Source organism: Mucilaginibacter kameinonensis, assembly GCF_003675385.1.
Taxonomy (GTDB): domain Bacteria; phylum Bacteroidota; class Bacteroidia; order Sphingobacteriales; family Sphingobacteriaceae; genus Mucilaginibacter; species Mucilaginibacter kameinonensis.
Genome location: NZ_RCWZ01000004.1, coordinates 544736 through 562721, shown reverse-complemented (window position 1 = coordinate 562721; position 17986 = coordinate 544736). Strand labels below are relative to the sequence as shown.

General features: G+C 43.2%; 12 protein-coding genes. 4 read left to right on the top strand and 8 right to left on the bottom strand.

Features of this window, described 5'->3' with window-relative positions; all coding sequences use genetic code 11:
• Positions 1–44: 44 nt before the first annotated feature.
• The 3 genes from EAH55_RS20500 (at position 45) to EAH55_RS20490 (ending at position 3301) form a co-directional block, all read left to right on the top strand.
• On the top strand, positions 45–1448 hold the full coding sequence (locus EAH55_RS20500; protein ID WP_121811310.1) for an AAA family ATPase: 1404 nt from the start codon (positions 45–47) through the stop codon (positions 1446–1448).
• Positions 1445–2212 carry an HNH endonuclease family protein gene (locus EAH55_RS20495; protein WP_121811309.1) on the top strand — a complete coding sequence of 256 codons (768 nt, stop codon included), beginning with the start codon at positions 1445–1447 and terminating at the stop codon, positions 2210–2212. Before EAH55_RS20500 ends, EAH55_RS20495 begins: the two co-directional genes overlap by 4 nt.
• 66 nt (positions 2213–2278) lie before the next feature.
• Positions 2279–3301, top strand: coding sequence for a PIN domain-containing protein (locus tag EAH55_RS20490; RefSeq protein ID WP_121811308.1), 1023 nt, complete (start codon positions 2279–2281; stop codon positions 3299–3301).
• Between the two features lie 49 nt (positions 3302–3350).
• On the opposite strand, the gene EAH55_RS20485 is transcribed toward EAH55_RS20490, so the two are convergent.
• The 6 genes from EAH55_RS20485 to EAH55_RS20460 all read right to left on the bottom strand — a co-directional run bounded on the left by EAH55_RS20485 (position 3351) and on the right by EAH55_RS20460 (position 13806).
• A complete protein-coding gene (locus tag EAH55_RS20485; RefSeq protein ID WP_121811307.1) occupies positions 3351–3782 on the bottom strand; it encodes a hypothetical protein in 432 nt (143 codons plus the stop codon).
• Between the two features lie 31 nt (positions 3783–3813).
• Positions 3814–4665 (bottom strand): restriction endonuclease, encoded by an 852-nt coding sequence (locus EAH55_RS20480; protein ID WP_121811306.1) that lies wholly within the window; start codon positions 4663–4665, stop codon positions 3814–3816.
• 149 nt (positions 4666–4814) lie between these two features.
• Complete coding sequence (locus tag EAH55_RS20475; protein ID WP_121811305.1) at positions 4815–5663, bottom strand: hypothetical protein; 849 nt, start codon at positions 5661–5663, stop codon at positions 4815–4817.
• A gap of 135 nt (positions 5664–5798) precedes the next feature.
• The gene (locus tag EAH55_RS20470) at positions 5799–9968 is read right to left on the bottom strand and encodes an NACHT domain-containing protein (protein WP_162996981.1); all 4170 of its coding nucleotides are present in this window, start codon (positions 9966–9968) and stop codon (positions 5799–5801) included.
• Between the two features lie 51 nt (positions 9969–10019).
• Positions 10020–11978 carry a UvrD-helicase domain-containing protein gene (locus tag EAH55_RS20465; RefSeq protein ID WP_121811303.1) on the bottom strand — a complete coding sequence of 653 codons (1959 nt, stop codon included), beginning with the start codon at positions 11976–11978 and terminating at the stop codon, positions 10020–10022.
• Positions 11962–13806: an ATP-dependent nuclease gene (locus EAH55_RS20460; protein ID WP_121811302.1), complete on the bottom strand. Its 1845-nt coding sequence runs from the start codon at positions 13804–13806 to the stop codon at positions 11962–11964. Before EAH55_RS20460 ends, EAH55_RS20465 begins: the two co-directional genes overlap by 17 nt.
• 231 nt (positions 13807–14037) lie before the next feature.
• On the opposite strand from EAH55_RS20460, the gene EAH55_RS20455 reads away from it, so the two are divergent.
• Positions 14038–15522: a restriction endonuclease gene (locus EAH55_RS20455; protein WP_121811301.1), complete on the top strand. Its 1485-nt coding sequence runs from the start codon at positions 14038–14040 to the stop codon at positions 15520–15522.
• 13 nt (positions 15523–15535) lie between these two features.
• On the opposite strand, the gene EAH55_RS20450 is transcribed toward EAH55_RS20455, so the two are convergent.
• Positions 15536–16060 carry a hypothetical protein gene (locus EAH55_RS20450; RefSeq protein ID WP_121811300.1) on the bottom strand — a complete coding sequence of 175 codons (525 nt, stop codon included), beginning with the start codon at positions 16058–16060 and terminating at the stop codon, positions 15536–15538.
• 319 nt (positions 16061–16379) lie between these two features.
• On the bottom strand, positions 16380–17984 hold the full coding sequence (locus EAH55_RS20445) for a hypothetical protein (RefSeq protein ID WP_121811299.1): 1605 nt from the start codon (positions 17982–17984) through the stop codon (positions 16380–16382).
• Between the last annotated feature and the right edge of the window lie 2 nt (positions 17985–17986).

The following is a 17986-nucleotide window of genomic DNA, read 5'->3' as shown; positions in this document are numbered from 1 at the left end:
TTATCGGGGTATTCATCGATAAGGTTGTTCATAAACATTACAATATGAAAGTAACTCCTATTTATATTAGGTCCTTGCTGTTAACGGGTGTAAAAACCTTTAGCGGACCTGCCGAATTACTGATGGGGAAGCCTAATGGCGAAATTTCCAAATGGACCCTGATCCTGGGTGAAAATGGTATCGGTAAATCGACCCTGCTGCAATGTATCGCGTGGATGAAGCCCGCGCTACCTTATGATATGGCGGATACTGATGACCTTAAGCCCTCGCCGCTGATCAACGATGAAGAGAACGAAACGCTTGAACGTCTTGTCTCGCGCTTTAGCAATAAACAATTAAAGGCGGAGATACACGGGAATTTCGTCGCAAATCAAAAACTCGGGACCGTTCCGAACGAGGCTCCGGATACCTGCGAAACGAGTATGGTTATCGGTCTGGATAAAGATCGAAAATTACTATTAGTAGAACCTTTTGTCTCCGATGAGAAGAAAGAAGTATTTTACAAAGACGAAGTGATCGTATACGGATATAGCGCTTCACGGGTTTTAGGCAAGCAGAATTTGGCGAACAGTAAATTACTGGATACCATACCTGGCTTTATAAGTGAGCGGAGTGAATTGTATGATACCGAAGAGATCCTGCACACGCTGAATTATGCCAGATTGGGCAGTACCAATGAAAAAGAGCGTGAAAAGTATAGCAAGTTCATTGATGATGTTAAAAAGATGTTGGTCGACGTATTGCCGGATTATGAAGATATTGCCAGCATCGACATCCTGCCACCCAAAGTGCTCTTAAATGATCCTGAAGGTGGCGTGGTCATTACCACGAAATTCGGGAAAAAGATCCCGTTTGGTGACTTCAGCCTCGGGTACAAAACGGTAACATCATGGACGATAGATCTAGCCTGGCGGCTTTTTAATAAATATCAAGCGGTTTCAAACGAGCCTTTAAAAGAACCAGCTATCGTTCTCATAGATGAAATAGACCTGCATCTACACCCTATCTGGCAGCGGGACATCATGCAAAACTTGTCTGCAAATTTCCCTAATGTACAATTTATAGCCACAGCTCACAGTCCTTTGATGGTTCAGGCTGCGTTGGACTTTAACTATGCCGTAGTTTCCTATAATGAAGACGAGAAAAACCTTCAGATCATCAACAGGCCGGAGAATTTAGATGGCTGGCGGGTTGACCAGATCCTAACCAGCGAGTTATTCGGATTGGAAACGGCCCGGGGAATAAAATATGATGAAATCATTTTACGACGCCGGGAGTTGACCAGTAAAAAGAAGTTAACCGATGAGGAAAAGACTGAATTAGCGGATATCGATGAAAATCTGAAAAAATTGCCGACAGGAGAAGACCCAGAAGAGATCAAGAAGCGGGAGTTCATCTCCAATTTGTATGACAAGATTCAAAGCGGGGAAATCAAATTTGCGGAATGATAAAGATCGACAGACCAGTTGCTGTACCGGATCGACTGTTAAACGAAGGTGCAGATACCAATTTGCAAAATTGCCAGGACTATGATGCAAATCCCGATAACTATAAAAATCTGATAATTGAGTTTGATATCCTTAATGGTATTTACGGACACTCGACTGTAAAAGATGCTTTACGAACCGCTCAAGGCAATAAATGCTGCTTTTGTGAAAAGGACCAGCGGGAAGAAGATGGGACGGTGGAGCACTTCCGCCCGAAAAAGGGCTTCAAACAAAAACGAAAAGATGCATTGATAAAGCCTGGATATTATTGGCTGGGTTATACCTGGTCCAATCTGCTATTCTGTTGCAGAAAATGTAATGGGGCAAAATATAAAGGGAACTTATTCCCGCTAAAGGCTGGATCGACCAGGGCAAGAAATCACAATGATGACCTTACTTTAGAAGACCCTTATCTGATAGACCCCGCAACAATAGATCCCAGAGATCATATTTACTTTGAGGATGAATTAGTCAAGCACAAGACGGATTATGGAAGCGAAACAATAAATATCGTTGGATTAGACCGAACTGAACTTAACGATTTCCGGAAGGAACTGATCGATGATTTAAAGTCCCGCATCATTATTATTAAAGCCCATCGCTTTCTACCGGCGGCTGAGGTTCAGAGCGCCAAGACCTTTTTAATTAACGCACAGAAATATACCGCTAAATTTTCAGCAGCTGCTATAGATTTTATAGCCAAATCAGGCGTTGACCTTAATTGAAAAAAACTTTAATGAGTATTTGACCTATTTACGCGCTAAACCTGTTCCTTATCTAATGATTAAGCTATGATTAAATTCCTTGTTGACACTTGTGTTTGGTTAGACCTTGCAAAAGACCCCAAGCAAGAAACGCTGCTCATGGTTATGGAATATCTCATGGACAGCGAAGAAATTAGCCTACTTGTTCCTGAGATCATCACAACCGAATTTGAAAGAAATAAAGACAGGATAATTGCTGAAAGTAAAAAAAGCCTTTCCAGTATCTTTTCGCGTGTCAAAGAAACGGTAAACCATTTTGGAGATCCCGGCACTAAGAATTCAATTCTTGATCAATTAAGTGAGATCAACCAAAAACTGCCTTTGTTGAATGAGGCCGTAGACCGTTCAATATTAAAGATTGAACAGCTTTTCGCAAAAGCTGAGATCATCCCGACTGCGGATACAATTAAATTAAGGGCGGCGCAGCGTGCAATTGATAAAAGAGCACCATTTCACCGCGCAAAAAACAGTATGGACGATGCGCTTATTATCGAAACTTATGCCGAAGAGCGAACAAAGTCCCCATCAGATACTTTCGTTTTTGTGACACATAATGTTAAAGACTTTAGCTTGGTTGCCGGTAGCGATAAAATACCCCATCTTGATTACCAGGATTATTTTGAAGATGGCCGGTCATTATACTTCATTAAACTATCCGAAGCCATTCAGAATTTCAACCCCGAGTTTGTTTCTGAAATTTTGGTTGGGAATGAAATGGCATGGGAGATCAGGCCCTATTCTGAACTTACCAGCGTGGAAGATGAGTTGACCAATCGGCTTTGGTATACACGACATAAAGTTCGTGCTTCTTTGATCAAGGAAGGCAAGGTCAAGCTGGTTAATCCGGAAGACTGGGATGATGAAAATCCTGAAAGTACTATCGTAAAAGAAATATGGAACGGAGCCAAAAAATCAGCAAAAGCTTTAGAGGTTAAGGTCGGTAAAAAGAACCTTTTACCGAAAGATGATTTCGAATACGGGATGCTATATGGGAAGTTATCAGCAATCCGCTGGGTATTAGGTGATGATTGGGACAATTTCGATACATAGTTCTCGAATAATTCGGAAACGACTAAACTTTCAATTAATAGTCAGGCTGTTATGATTTGCCTGGTGCTATAGATAACACGGTTTCTACGGCATTCAAGCCGCCTTGATCACTACGGATGATGTCCAATTGCTGACGCAAATGTTCATGAAGATCAACAGACAACCTCTCTTTAAATAGCTCGAAGTGTTTTAGGTAACTAAATTGTGCGTAGTCTTTTAAAAGATCGTATTGATCTTCTCCAGCGGAGAATCCGTAAAATTTAAAAATGGATAAAGTCGTAAATCTGTAATAGAGGGTTGTTCCCTCTAATTGACTTGAAAGGTTTACCTGAAACTGAGCTGTTTTACAGTCAACATCTATGTCTGTCAAAAAAGGTGAAAAATATATATAGTGTTTAAAATCATGTTTTTCATCAATGGGAATATTAGGCTTAACTTCTGTTATCGATGTTCCCTGGTAGGTAACTTGAACATCATTCATGTGTTTGACTTTAGTTTGCGATTTAATTGTATTAAGGTAGGTTCCAGATCAATCCGCTTTTTGATAAAGTAAGTTTCCTTTTATCGAAAAGCTCATTCATGATCATCCATACCTGATCGGTCAAGTAGAACGATCTTTTGGAGCTTTTGTCGATCTTGGCAATGTATCCGGTGATGGCTATTTTATCGAATGCAATCTCCTCGTTTGGTTGTTTATAGAACAATGTACGGTTAAGCGGATAGGTTATCGTTGTGCTCTTTAAAAGCTCCCCTTTGTTTTGTAATTCTTTAGAGAACTCGCTCAGGAATTCGCCTAGTATAACAGTGTTACCGCTGGCATCAGAAAATTGGACATAGTGCATGTCGATCAATTCTTGTTCATCAGCAATTGTGATTATTTTATCGCCGATATCAATGCTGGTTGCGACTCCGCGCGACACGACTGCATTGATATGGAGGTTTAATATTCCTATCTCGACCGTTTTTTGAAAGTGCTCATCTTTTTCTCCTGCTTCCCACAGTTCGACCAGTTTGATACCCTTATGTTCTGCATAGATGAGGGTATCCCGGGTAAAGCCTGTTTTGCAAACAATGATCCCGCTTCCGATCCCCGCATCCTCCATGATACACTGGAGTTTCATGACAGTCTCATTGGTGACCTTTTCATTGAGGAATTTGCATTCGATGGCTGTACGGTGTGTTTTTTCGCCGTCAGACTGTTCGGTCAGGACATCGATTTGATAGATTACCCCGGACTTTCCTTTGACCTTGCAGTTCCGGCCATAGCCGATTACTTTGACGCCATCTTGCTCGCCTAATGCCCCATAAATGTATTGGGTAATGGCTTCATAATCCTCCCAGCTGAGTTCGTTTTTATCGGACATTGTTTAGCTTTTTATAAGCTTTAAAGATCGCTACAAAGGCTTCGCGATCTTGATTATTATCATAAAGCTAAACATTTCAAAAGCAACCTTGAAATCACAGGATTTTTATCTCTCTAGGTTGCCGATATAATTGAGTAAACCGAGAATAATTAAATAAATAGATTCTGCCTCGTTTCTTCCAAAGTCGACAGACTGTCCTGAAGGTGTGTTTTTGATGCAATAGCTGATGTAGACTGGTTAATTTTATCAATCCAGTTGAACGTTTCCGTGGAAACGGTCTGAAGCCATTTGAAACCGGTTTCAGACTTGCTTTCATTTTTAATGCTTCTCAGGTTCCTGGTCAATGCATCCAGCGTGTGTCGGCAATGTGCCACGCATTTGTTATAATCGTGAAGGTTAAAATAATGCTCCGCCTTATCAAATTCAGCAATGATGTCTTTGTAAGCTTCTTTTAAGTTGGAGTGCGATAACGGAATTTCTATTAATTTAAGATTGCGAAAACCTGTTTTAGGTAATAATTTTTCTATCCAAATTGAACGCGGAATTATGAAGTTTACAACGACAATTTCTGCGTGTATGTGATCACTGGAATAAAAGGACCTTCCATCGCCAGCATCAACCCTGTTTTTAATTATAGCATTGACATTGATCTCCAGTGCCATTTGTAAATCCCCTTTTCTTGACTGCTCAATGAATTGCATTTCCCGTTGATCCATCTTGAAGGTAACCAGATAACCTGAGTTCATTTCGATTTGCCTTACCGAAATCCCCCTCAAGCCATAGTTTTCTGAAAGGAGTTGCTTAGGCTGGTTAAATAAAAGCCGAAAAGTTCCCGGTAAGAGATCGAACGCTGTCTCTTTGGGGTTTAGAACACGAAGGATGAAGTGTAAAGGAACCTGTAGATATGCGTGAAGATGATCTTGATAAGCTGTTATTTCGTTAACACTGATTTTGATATGCTGGCTGTAATTGAGGATAGAAAAATTGGTTTCGCTCATGATAGATTTGGTTTAATGCCCTCTGCATAAGTAGATGACAGGCGGCTAATATAAAAAAATTGGCAGTTTGTTGTCCAGCGGTCACCGTTCTGGAGTTCAAGTAAATAATGCCAGCTTGGCCTTATGTAATTCCTCTCAATCATCTGGATGGGGGCAGGGGATATATACACACTGCAACCCTTTGATATCCTGATATTCCCTCACCATTTCTTCGTAGGCCTCGAAGGTGGCCCTGTCTGGTTTCCTTACATCAAAAACGATATAATAAATATACTCGGCGTTAACTGATTTTCTATACTGTATGAGCTTTTCTTTATATACTGCACGCCGCGTCATATCCTGGATTTCGTCATTGTGCAGTAATTTCAGTTCGGCGATCACAGGCCCGATGAACCCGTATTTGATATACAGGTCCAAGCGCTTATCATCGTAAATAGATACTTCGCGGAGTATATCGGTATTTCGGAACCCCCGACGTAAAAGGCTATTCTCCAATTCGACTTTCAGCGTTTTCTGAAGTATATCTTCGTTGAAAAGTTTGGGTTTGCCCGCCCCGCGTTGAATAGACCCCGATAGCTGTCTTGCGGGCATATAATATCCTTTATCGTTCACAAAGCTTTTCAGGTCCTCCAAAGCAAGATCTACTACAGCAACAAGCGCATGGCTATCGTCGATGGATAAATACTTTCTGGTCCTCAGATAGTTGAATTTTTTTACGGGTTCGCTGATCGTTTTGTATAATAGGACATTCCCCGTATAGTTTATCTCAATAGTCCTGAGGTATTCTTTGAAGCTATTGGCCGTATCTTTATATTTTGGATCATCGACGATGGACCTGATCTCTCTGATCACAGATAAGGAGTTGATACTCGAAAAATAACCGGAAATAATTCGTTGAATATAGCTGCTGTAGCGTATGTAGTCAGGATTCCTGCGTACTTCAAGTGAGAATCTCAGTAGCCCCGCCATTTCCATACGGATCAATTCGCTGTTTATGCCTTCCAGGCACTTGCCGAATTTAGGGTCATCCAATTCAATTTCCCATTCCGGGTATGGGCGCAAACCTTCGTCCCGGGAGTAGGGATCAGTGGGATAAGCCTGAAGTCTCGATTTCAATTGCGAAAATCGCCACCCCATACTTTCTTCATCCCCGAATTGTGTGATAAGTATAGAATTTGCCAGGTTGCCTAGCTTCCACTTACTTTCATCGTCGGGATCGAAATCCTTTTCTATTGCCTTTAAAAGCAGGATATCGTCTTGGTTTTCGGAAAATGTACCGATCACTTTCAGAATAGCTTCTTTTTCATAGATCTCTGGTAGCGGAGCAGCGAGCATTTCTTTCAAAATGGGTTTGAAAACGTATAAACGATTGGCCGCAATAAAATCAGTAAAGCTTGAAACTGCGCTGTAGAGGTAATCATCATTGCGATTTGTACAAAAAGCAAGCAGGTCTGATACCTCTTCCGGCGTTACCGTTCCTATCAATTTTGCAAATTTACCAGGATGTCCATAACCGGTAGCTGCTTTTTCATTCATCATGGGGAGATGTAGAATAATTTTTCGGCGGTTTCGTGCTATCAGATCTTCCATTCCAAACTCTATCGCTGCATTCAGAAAATACCCGAAATTATACCAGCTTGTATCATTGACATTATAGTTTACAGTACTGCCTTGCCTTTCTATGCGGACCTTAAAACTTTCAGGCTTTACTCTGTCTACCACTGACCTTACAATGTCGGTCATTTTTTTGATATCATCGGACGTTACCAGATCCTGCAATTTCTCCTTGTTGTCAAAATAAAACTTATATACCGACTGTTGCACGTCCGCTGTACCCTTCATTAGCCGTTTTTCGAATTGTCGGTACAGTTTTTCTTTTTCCATTTGTTCCGCCTCCTCCATTTCTTTTGGAGACACTTTGTGTTCATGAAAAAACATTGGGTAACTGGCACGTAGTTTATCAAGTAGTTTTTTTCTTTCAGGAATTCCTGTGACTTTTAAGTGACTGATCAACCGGGTCAATAAGAAATTACCTCTGCGCTGTTTGCTTAGGGCTTGAAAAAGGGACTTGAATTGTGCTTCGCTCATATTTAAAGCAAAGGGCTCAGATGTTTCCTGGATAATCTCTTCAAAATTTGGGCGCTGTAACAGCCGCTTCATAAAATTCTTACTGTCAACCAAGAGATAAGCAACTAGCCGCTCCATAAGATGCCCCAAGTTATTAGGGTAGTCGACATAATCTTCATCCCCGGAAAGTGCATAAAGCGTTTTTTCAATCAGTTTAAGAAGGGGATCACTTTTAAGCTCCCTGATACTTTCTGGCAAGGAATAAAATTCGACAGAACTGGAGTGGTGATTGAAAATACTGGAACGAGCAGTCTCATCATTGATGAGTAACTGAAGTATTTCGACGATCCCGGCTTCTGTCTTCATGGAATCTAAGAATCGATCTTTGCGCTTTACGTTGGGCCTGCCGGATACAATTTTTAAGAAAAAGGGTAAACTTTGGTCTGGTCCGATCCGTGACAGGGTATCAAGATAAGCGGCAATATGCCCATCATCCATTCCCACAATAAAATCGCCCAGCCCCCTGATCTCTGAAAAAGCTTCAAGATGCTCTAGCCCGAAAAATAAGATCTCGTATTCGTTTTTTAACTGACCATTTTGGATATGATCCATGATAAACGTTTTCCAGCACTCATGAAGTTCCGACGGCAGTACCCCGATTTTATTCAGACTACTAATCATTAAGATCAAGTTTGTCAGTTGCCGGATATTATTGGTGTCGAAGTCCTTATAATCCGGGACAGCCAAAAGGGATATATCTGCCGGCCCGGCAAATAAAACAGCAAGGGCATCATTTTTCTGGTATAAATACCTGCCGCTTAACTGGTAGTGCTTAAAAATGGTGTTGAAAAGTCTGCCTTTGGTTATATTACTGGCCCGTTCAATACCGGGTCCCATGAGTATATTGACTAGTTTTTCATCAAATTGACGGGAAACGTTATCTGACAGGAAATTACATAAAGCACCAGCGATTTTTTCTGCATCAAGCTCGATGGCGTACTGCAAAACGTCTAGCCAGTTGGGATAAATAAGTTGTAGGTCTTTCTCCAGGATTAGATCGTAAATAACCTGTGCAGAGTCCCCCATTCGTACCAGTTCCTTCGCAGCCAGGTACTCCTGAAAGGAACTGTGCTCAAAGGATACGGTATCATTGGTTTTCTTTAGCGTGCGTTCAATAAACTTATCCACGCTGCTGTATTGCAGGAATATTAGGTTAATGTTAGACTCCGTATTATCTAAAAAGGTCACCAGTTCCTGCATCGTGATCCGGGTCCGCTGGTAGACTTCCATTACGAAGGCCAGTTTTTCAAGTACCCGTTGCGTAATATAAAGCTCGTTTGAGTTTTCTTTAGGTTGATTGGATGCTTTTATATAGGACAAGACTTCCCGAACGGTGGTCTTGAACTTTTTCTCTTTCAGTGGTGCAGCACTTTCTTTGGCTTTCTTGAGCTCGGTCCTGAGCTGGAAATAAATAACCCGCTCGAAAATCTCGGTTGTCGCCATGTTCCTGATTTCTTCGCGGCTGATATTTTCGTTCAGGACAGCTTTTACAAATGCCTCCAGATATCTTGGTGTTTGCAGGACTGACGTTCCAGAAATACTGCGGGACCGGTAATAAATAGCATCGGCAATATCTATGTTGCTGAAGTAGTTCAGCAGGTATCGCCAGATTTGAGTATGGTTAAAAGGGGTGACCTGTACATATTTAGCCCCTTTGAAATTAACGAGATAGCTTTTCGCGCGTTCGAGGTAATGGGTCCGACACGCAATACTAACCGAACAATCCGGACGGCTGGCAATAATCGACCTGATGCTATCAAGTATTCCCAGAAAAGCTACTGGAGCAACTTCATCAAGGCCGTCAAAAAAAAGGTATTTTATGTTTTGTTCAACTATAAGTCCCTGCTGTGGGTCAAGGTCCCTGCAATCAAAACGCACATAATCTCCAGGTGTATGCTTGCATAGCTCCTGGATAAGCCTGCTTTTCCCATAACCAGGCTCCCCGATGATAAAACTGGTCCGGCTTTCCAGAATTGTGGAAATATGGTCCTCGAATGGAAGGTCCCGTCTGTAAAAATAACGCTTGAAAGCATCCGGATCATTGATATCTGCAAACTCGTCAACGATATTAAGGATGGGTTGAATATAATATTCTTTAAATGGTTGGTTTTCAGGTTTAGTTTCGGTTTTCATGAGATCTGAAGAAGGAATGCTGCGAACGGTAAGGTAAATATTCATCAGTTTATTGTCAAGGGGGAAGTAAAACCCTCCCTTATGATCGGGATATTTTTATTTTTTATGTACCACCCTAACGTCCCATTTTTTTACCATATCCGTTCCGGCATAGTGGCTGTCATATCTCGAACGGTGGATGGCAAATGCCAGGAGATGTGTAGGTCTGGAGAAACCCACATAAGCCATTTTCAGGGACTGTTTGATGTATTTGTGTGTCTTTTCATCAATTGCGATACCCTTTAACTGGTCCGCGATCCGGGTGGATTCATATTGGCCTTTTTTGCCAACGTTGGCCTGATAAAAGCTTTCCATATACAGAGTACAGGTATGAGTCTGTCCCTTAATCGAGTGTACGGTTGCCACGTCGATCACAATTCCGTCCTGGATATATTGATTTACGGTGGTGGCAGATGGGCTTGTATCCAGGACTGGTGCTTTTCCTTCATGACTTGTGGTCATGAACCCTCTTGAATGTTTTATGGTCGTCCCGAATTTTTGCAGGGAGGCTTCAATTCCTCTGGAGAAAAATCTCAGAGCCTGGGGGATTTGACCTTCCGCTACCATCTTAGAACATTTGAATACAAAAAGTTTAAATCTGGGTTCGGACTCCGGGTGTTCTATTTTTAAATAATCCAGGAAAGATCTTTTGGAAAAAGTTCGCCCGGTATGTGGGTGGGATATACCTTCGATACGAAGAACGCGCAGTAGGCCGTTCAGTAGACTTTTCCGAATCGAGGCCAGCTTGTTTGTGCCGGGAGTAAAATAATGCAAGTAACTTTCGAGACAAGGGTAATTAATCTGTAATTTTTGCTGTTCCCTGGAAAAATCGGGGTGGTAATGGTTGAGGCAAAATATGTTGCGATCATCGCCATCCTTTTGCGTAGTCCAGGCAATGGCCTTAAAGGTGTGTTCCGTTTGCGTGTCAATTAGTCGGCTGTCTGCTAGTTTTTTGATCTCTCTAGCAAACGAAGGGATCACTTCTTCAATAGTATCATTGTCATACACAAATAGGATAGGGTTAATATTGATGGGGCTCCCGTCCACGTTCGTTTTTTGTGCCTTGATGGGGATTGGGTTGATGGCCAATGGTTCGACCATCGCCGCAACCAGGGGCTGTAGCCGGTGGCTACCATTAAATTCTTTAACGCTACGTTCCTCCCAGATGGCTTGCAGCGCATCATCATTGCTGTAAATGGATTGATTTTTATCGCCGATCCGCTGGTAACCGACATCCCGCGCCTGACAGAACAGGACTTCCAACAGCGCATACTGATAGGCATCCATGTCCTGCATTTCATCAACGAAGACATACTTAAACCTCTTATTGATAATGTTAATCATCCTCGGGAATTTATCGAGGTATTCCATGGCGAGGATGTAGGCATCGTCATAACAGATGAAACCCTCTTCTCTTAGCTTCTTTTTGAGTGCGAGGATCGTTTGGAATGATTTGGTTTTCTTCCCGAATGGAAAAGCATCCGTGGTTCGTCTAAATGTAAGCTGATCTCCGTCTCTCAGGCGATAGTCGTGCAAAAGTTTTTTGCCGTCGCCAGGCCGGTTATCAAGCCATTTCTGAAAACCGTAATCTACATGATGGTGTTCTTGGTAAATGTCGTCATCGATCCTGACCGGTCTTTTCCGGTAAACGATCTTGTAATAAGGTATCGTAAGGAACAGGTCTGTGAAACTTTGGATCGTGCCGACAAAACTCGGACAGTTGAACAAACGAGGACACAAGGATCCGATCTTGTTTCGGATCTCGTCTACAGCGGCATTGGTATGCGATAAAACGAGGATGCCTGATCCGTCCTCAAATGGCAAATGTTGCTCCAGGGCAAGCAGCTTGGCAAGCAGAGCTGTCGTTTTGCCGCTTCCGGGCACAGCATGCAGGTCGAATGTTCCCAGATCTTTGATAAAATCCAACCGTTCGTTATCAAAATGTCGGGACGCTGGCAGTAAAATGTCTTCGGAGAGCCTAATCTGTTCGTCCGTGATCTTAATTTCCTGAGGCATGTCTAATGGCTTTTAACAGATAGCCGATAGCATCCGAATCGCTATCGGCGAGGTTTATTTCTTTTAAAGGGGAGAGCAGCCGCTCAGGGTCTTTGACGAGGTGCTGATTGATCGTATTTGCCAGCCGGTAGGCGATCTCCGTTTTATCAAGCCGTTTCTCGATCAGCTTTTCCGCAAGCTTGGCCTCCCAGCCTGTTTTCCAGTCCGTTTTACTGTGTACTTTTTCCGCAAGTTCCTTAAACAACACTTGCAAAGCTTCCGAATGGTAAAGGGCATATTCCAGGGTCCATTTGTCACCGATGTAGTACTGAATGATCCCCGATGATTCGTCCTTTTGTTTAACCGCGGCTTTGGTTTCTGATTCGACTGTCGGACCATCCCGTTTGATGTAAACGTAAGTGCTCTTTCCCTCAGTATCCAGCTCCAGTTTACCGGCGGCATCCTTTTTTTGCGATTTTTCATATGTTCTGATATCCACATCAGTAACGATAGCGACGGGGATTTCCATCAACGGGGCCTCTTTCCTTTGAAAGATCTTCGAATACCTTAGATATGCGGTACTACCCACATTGATAATGGCAACGCCGTGGGCTGTAAGATCAATTCCGATAGCTTTGGCGAGGGAAGGAACCAGCAGCTCTTCCGCCCAACCCTCGACCAGGATTATCCCCTTGGCGAAAAATAGATTGGCCTTAGTCGTGTCGAGGAATATCTCCAGGAACTGGTAATCTTCGTCGTCGAGTTCGGTAGTCCCCTTCCGGAGCGGGAAAACTTTGCCACCGTGGCAGATGATCAGGTTTTCCAAGGGAATCTTTGAACCGATATTTGGGCTGTGAGTGGTAAAGATAAGCTGCATATCGGCGGAATGTGCCTTCAGTGTTTCGACCACCTGTAACTGTACCTGGGGATGGAGATGCGCTTCAATCTCTTCGATCAGACCCAGACGAAGGCCATCCCAGTTGTTCTTTTTGAGATGAAGTAGCTCTGAGGCGATACAAAGCAGGTTGTGGCTACCTAGTCCAAGGTTATAGCCATCCTGGAACAACAAGCTTAAAGATTCGAGGATACCTTTGAGTTCGGCACGCGTCATTTTAAATTCTGTCGACTTGTTAGAAAACCGCCTCAGGTATTCGTCTATAACTTCTTTAACATCCTTGCCCAGTAGGTCATTCTCGGACGTAAGGCTTTGACCGTCCGCGCTCTGTCCTTTGAAGTAGCCAGCGATCTCCTCATTCAGTAATTTGGCCAGGGTGATCAGCCTGTGATTTTTCTTATCTTGAAAGGCTTTGTGCGAATAAAGGATCTGGGATAATCTGGAATTACGTTTGGGCGAAAGTTCGCTTTTGGCATCCCTCAACGGGCGCAAGTATGTCGTGCGTAGCATCTCCTTTGCTTCTGCATTCATGACATGGCCCGTATCATCTATACCTGCCTTGATATCCGTTGGCATGATCCTGCCGTTCCGCCGGGATACGTCATAATAAACAGTCAGGTAGGGTTCTCCTCCATTTGGGCCAGTCTCCCAATCCAGCCATTCCGTAAAATATTTGGCCTCGTCATCCGTGAAGCCTTTAAACCTACATTCGATCCTGAACCTTTCGGAATCCTGGAAAAAATCTTCTTCCTCGACCCTTATCCATTCTGTACTATGCGTCTTTAGAACGATTTTAATGGCATCGATTATCGCGGTTTTCCCGGAATCGTTTTCACCGATTAATACATTGATACCTTGATTAAAGGTGAGATTCAGGTGGGGACGGAGCAGGTCAAACGGTTTGTTATTTCCGAAAATTCGGAAATTCCAAAGCTTCAGGTTTACTAAAAACATAATAAGGGATAAGATCTATAAACAAGAATAAAGATATTTATTTTTTGAAATCATATCCTTATACATCATAAGAAAAGCATTTATCCGTCCGGCCAAATGAAAAACTGTGGTGTAATCAAACCAGTTTTTAGCAGTTTTGACTAATCATCGCAGAATGCCATTGATTATTTAGGTTTTTCGCAGCCCCTTATTTAATATTACATTTTATATACTGTATAAGCTAAACCTGACATGATCATCCTCGGAAAAAATACGGACGATAAGGGCCATCAATTGGAAGAACTCACTAAATATATCCTTGGCCATCTCGGATACGAAAAAGTGGTTACCAACGAAGTTGGAGCGGGAGGGGACGAGATCGACGTCAGCGCGAGGTTTCGGCAACCCGGCGTAGCCAAGGTTATCTTTCATGAGGTGATCTGCGAATGTAAAGCTTATAAGACCCCTTTGGGTATCCCTGATTGGCTGAAATTCCTTGGGAAGCTTTACGCCAAAGAGCACGGGCAAGCGAAAAATATCCAGGGTTGTTTTATCGCGTTGAACGGCGTTAACGGCAATGTACATGGGCATTATAAAAATCTGTCCAACTGCGGGGAGGGTATTCAGCTCATCGATGGCGAGGACCTGCTCCGGGCTCTGCGCGCTAAAGACAATATTTTACCTGTAGCGGAATTGATAATGGTAGCAAAAAGCCTGACTTCGAAGGCGGTCATTCAAAGCGAGATACTTTACTACCAGAAAGTTTGCTACTGGCTGCTTGTATTCAGTGACGAAAGTTTTACCATATTTTCAGCCGATGGACGTTCATTAGATGCACGACCGGCTAAAATGCTGGCAGATCTTGTGGTGCAAAATACCGTCTATCGCAATTACGTTGATCTGCGCGCCGAAGAGACCGAACGCCTGCGCATGCTTTCGGTCGTTAAATATGTGCTTTCGATTTTGCTCGTCGCCAAAGGGCCGGTTGACATGAAATACATGCTCAGCAGGAAATCCATCCAGGAAGTAAGGCCGGTGACCGGTAAGATCTCTGAAGAAGATATCCGAGAGGCCATTGGGACAATATCCGATGCTGGTATTATCCTGGCCGGAAACGGTAAATTTACGCTTCGCACTCACTTACGAAATGGCACGATCAAACATACCCTGAGGTTTTTTGAACTGTTTCTGAAAGAGAGCGTCATTTTGCTGGTACTGGGTTCCCCTGAATATCAGGAACTAATCGACGAAAGGTTTTTCAAAGCGGTCATGAAAATACAGGGTGACCTGAAGATCAAAAAAGCATATTATACGGACTACATTAGTTTAATGAAATGGTCGCCGTCCGCATTGACAGGAGCAATCCATCCGGATCCTATTTTGGTTAATTCGAGGAAGGGAGGGGGACAGCATGATGAGCAGGTGAATGAGCTGGGTAGATCGTATCTACTCCAGAAGATGATGGAACGTTTTGCCGGCGATTATAAGAATCAGACTTTGAATAAATATTTTCTAAAAACCCTGGGCATTGTGGAACTGGAGACGACCCTTAATCTGAAAATAAAAAATAACGAGCGCCTATTGATCTCGCCATCTTTTAATGAGCGGTTATTTTTGGCTCCAATGACAAAAGGGTATAAAAGTGTAATAATTCCGGTGCTTTTACTTCCTGGCATGCAGGAACCTTGGGAAAACAAGCCACCCTCGGAAGGGACTTTGGCCGATAAAGTTCAATAGGAGCTGAGTCTAATTATAGTTTGGCCGTTAAAATATCCTTTGCCTTCGATGTTTTTTCACGATTACAGATCTGTTCATATGCAAGTTGACATACATTCGGGACATAGGTTTTTTCTTTATGCTCAATAGCAACCTTTTGTATATATGGTAAAGATTTTATGCTTCCGATGCGCGCAAAACATTCTATTGCCTGCCTAAGTTGAGGAAATTCAAGCCCCGGACCAAAGTCAGTTTCCCCCAATTTGCTTAAGATCCAGTCCTCATCGGATGGGCGAACAATACTTGCTAAGGTTCTCATAGGCCTTTCTAAATCGAATCCGTCTTGTTTATCACTGTTTTTTGAGCTTGTGATCAGCATTTCAGCGATATCCTTAACCAGAGGTATTAATTTCGGCCGGCCCAGATCCTCAACGGCTTCTAAGAATACGCCCATTTTAAATCTAATCTTTTGATCATCATCAAAAGGGAAGTGCGTTCTAAAGTAGCAGTCAGCAAGCTTAACACCAAGTAATGAATCAATCGATTTTATATTTTTCATGATATGAAAATGAATGTTATCAGATTTTTGCAGAAAGCTTTGACCGTTAAAATACCAGCTAGGTTGTGGATGCGATTGCCGTGAGTCGAAAAAGATCGAGTTGGCTGTCGATTACCGAAGGTTCATATTTCATCACTTTTCCATTGGACTAGATAGTTTAAATTAGCTCTTGTAAACCGATGAACATGGTTTTACTTCTAAAGGAAACGATATTATTTTACGCTCATAATTTTTTGGTCCAGGGTTCGAGTTCAGGTGGGCGCACTTCTAATAAAGAGGCTGTATCATAAATCAAATGATACAGTCTCTTGTGATGAATTTATACTTTAACTCTCTTCTGCTTTTTTGCAGGCAGCTCCTCCTTTTGCTGCTTTCCCTGGTTTTGTTTGTTGTCTTGTTTTTGGCTGTTGCTTTGTTTTTGTTCCGGTTGCAATAGTTCCTCCCGTTTGACCTTTTTCATTTTGTTATCGAATACATCCACGGTTTTGAACTGGGGGTTAGCGGTTACGAAGAATTTTTGTTCTTTGCCGTTGATATCAACGGTGACCTGTTGCGCGTTTCCTTTTTTTAAGGATTTGATCAGGGCTTCCTGTCCTTCCGCAGTCGCCATTTCTTTGATGCCTTTACCGGAAAGCACTTTTTCCACATCGAAGCCATAATTCTCGTTCCAGCGCTTGAAGAGCTTATTGCCGCCGGGGGACAGGTTGTCGTCGTCAAGTTTCAGCCAGGCCTGGTATTTTTCGTCCTCTTTATTGAAAAGCGTCTTGTGTACGGCGCGCCCTTCCATCAGGTTAAAGGCTTCTTTGGCCGTAATGCCATTGCCTTTATTGATGTAGAAACTTTGTTTTTCGTCGGGCTTGCTGTTTAGGGCGGCATCGAACTTGTTGAAAAAGTACATGTCGCCTTCGTTTCCGGCCTTGAAGTGCAGGGCATAGGCCACATCTTTCTGGTTATAGGTCATGCTGGTCAGCAGGGCGAACTCCGGTTCTTTTGCCTGGATCTTTTTCTCCAGCAGGTCATTGATCTTGTCGCCGAACCCCAGGTTCAGCAGGCTGTTCTTCAGAAACTCTACATTTTGTGTGTTCATACTATTTTGATTTAAAAGTTGTGTTACTTGTTTATCGGTCAGGGGAGGGGTATTGTAATAATACCCCGATGGTTTTACGGTCGGCCGGGTTTCCAGCAGTGTTGTGGCCAGTTGTTTGTTGACGGCGGCTTCGAAATGCTCACCGATAGCGGGATGGTAAAGTTCGGATACTGTCTTTTGCCGGGCAATCGGATCCTGGGATACGAAACAGCCGCGGTAATTATCCAGGCGGGTTTGGCCGGAGGTATCAGGCGCAAAATTGAGCGTAAAAAGAATGTCATGCCGGCCGCTTGGTGAAAGCGATTCAAGGTAAAAACGCTCCTGCCGTTCTTCGATCTTTTGTTGCAGAGCCCTGCATAGATTGGGGTCATTAAAACCAGTTTCGGTCAGTTGGACCATGATGGGCTGGAGCTTTTTTTCCAGGGGGACCGGTAATTTAAAGGCTTCCAGCCTGATTTTGACTTCTTTGAGGCTCAGCGGGGTATAGCAGCTGTTAAAGTCGAGTTCGGGGTATTTGGCACGTTCATCCAGGAGCCGGAGTGCCTGCACCCCTGGGACACCGGGCAGGAAATGCTGGAACCGCTCGTTGCCGAGGTCCCCGTTCACCGACAGGTGGCCCGCGTAATAAAGGAGGTTAAGCCGCCCGTCGTCGCCGCGCCCGAAATCGAAGATAAAGTATGATTCCTCCTGTCCATGTTTCTGCAGGTCGCTCATCACCCAGCCGTAATGATCCTGTTTGAAGATCATTTCACCTACCCGGTTGGTCACCCTCGGGTCTGAAAAACCCAGCTCCCTGAGCTCTTCCTTTAATTCCTGAAAATTGACGCTGCTGTCCATGG

Coding starts and splice junctions, on each gene's coding strand:
- EAH55_RS20500 (WP_121811310.1), top strand. CDS start 45: ATGAAAGTAACTCCTATTTATATTAGGTCCTTGCTGTTAACGGGTGTA.
- EAH55_RS20495 (WP_121811309.1), top strand. CDS start 1,445: ATGATAAAGATCGACAGACCAGTTGCTGTACCGGATCGACTGTTAAAC.
- EAH55_RS20490 (WP_121811308.1), top strand. CDS start 2,279: ATGATTAAATTCCTTGTTGACACTTGTGTTTGGTTAGACCTTGCAAAA.
- EAH55_RS20485 (WP_121811307.1), bottom strand. CDS start 3,782: ATGAATGATGTTCAAGTTACCTACCAGGGAACATCGATAACAGAAGTT.
- EAH55_RS20480 (WP_121811306.1), bottom strand. CDS start 4,665: ATGTCCGATAAAAACGAACTCAGCTGGGAGGATTATGAAGCCATTACC.
- EAH55_RS20475 (WP_121811305.1), bottom strand. CDS start 5,663: ATGAGCGAAACCAATTTTTCTATCCTCAATTACAGCCAGCATATCAAA.
- EAH55_RS20470 (WP_162996981.1), bottom strand. CDS start 9,968: ATGAATATTTACCTTACCGTTCGCAGCATTCCTTCTTCAGATCTCATG.
- EAH55_RS20465 (WP_121811303.1), bottom strand. CDS start 11,978: ATGCCTCAGGAAATTAAGATCACGGACGAACAGATTAGGCTCTCCGAA.
- EAH55_RS20460 (WP_121811302.1), bottom strand. CDS start 13,806: ATGTTTTTAGTAAACCTGAAGCTTTGGAATTTCCGAATTTTCGGAAAT.
- EAH55_RS20455 (WP_121811301.1), top strand. CDS start 14,038: ATGATCATCCTCGGAAAAAATACGGACGATAAGGGCCATCAATTGGAA.
- EAH55_RS20450 (WP_121811300.1), bottom strand. CDS start 16,060: ATGAAAAATATAAAATCGATTGATTCATTACTTGGTGTTAAGCTTGCT.
- EAH55_RS20445 (WP_121811299.1), bottom strand. CDS start 17,984: ATGGACAGCAGCGTCAATTTTCAGGAATTAAAGGAAGAGCTCAGGGAG.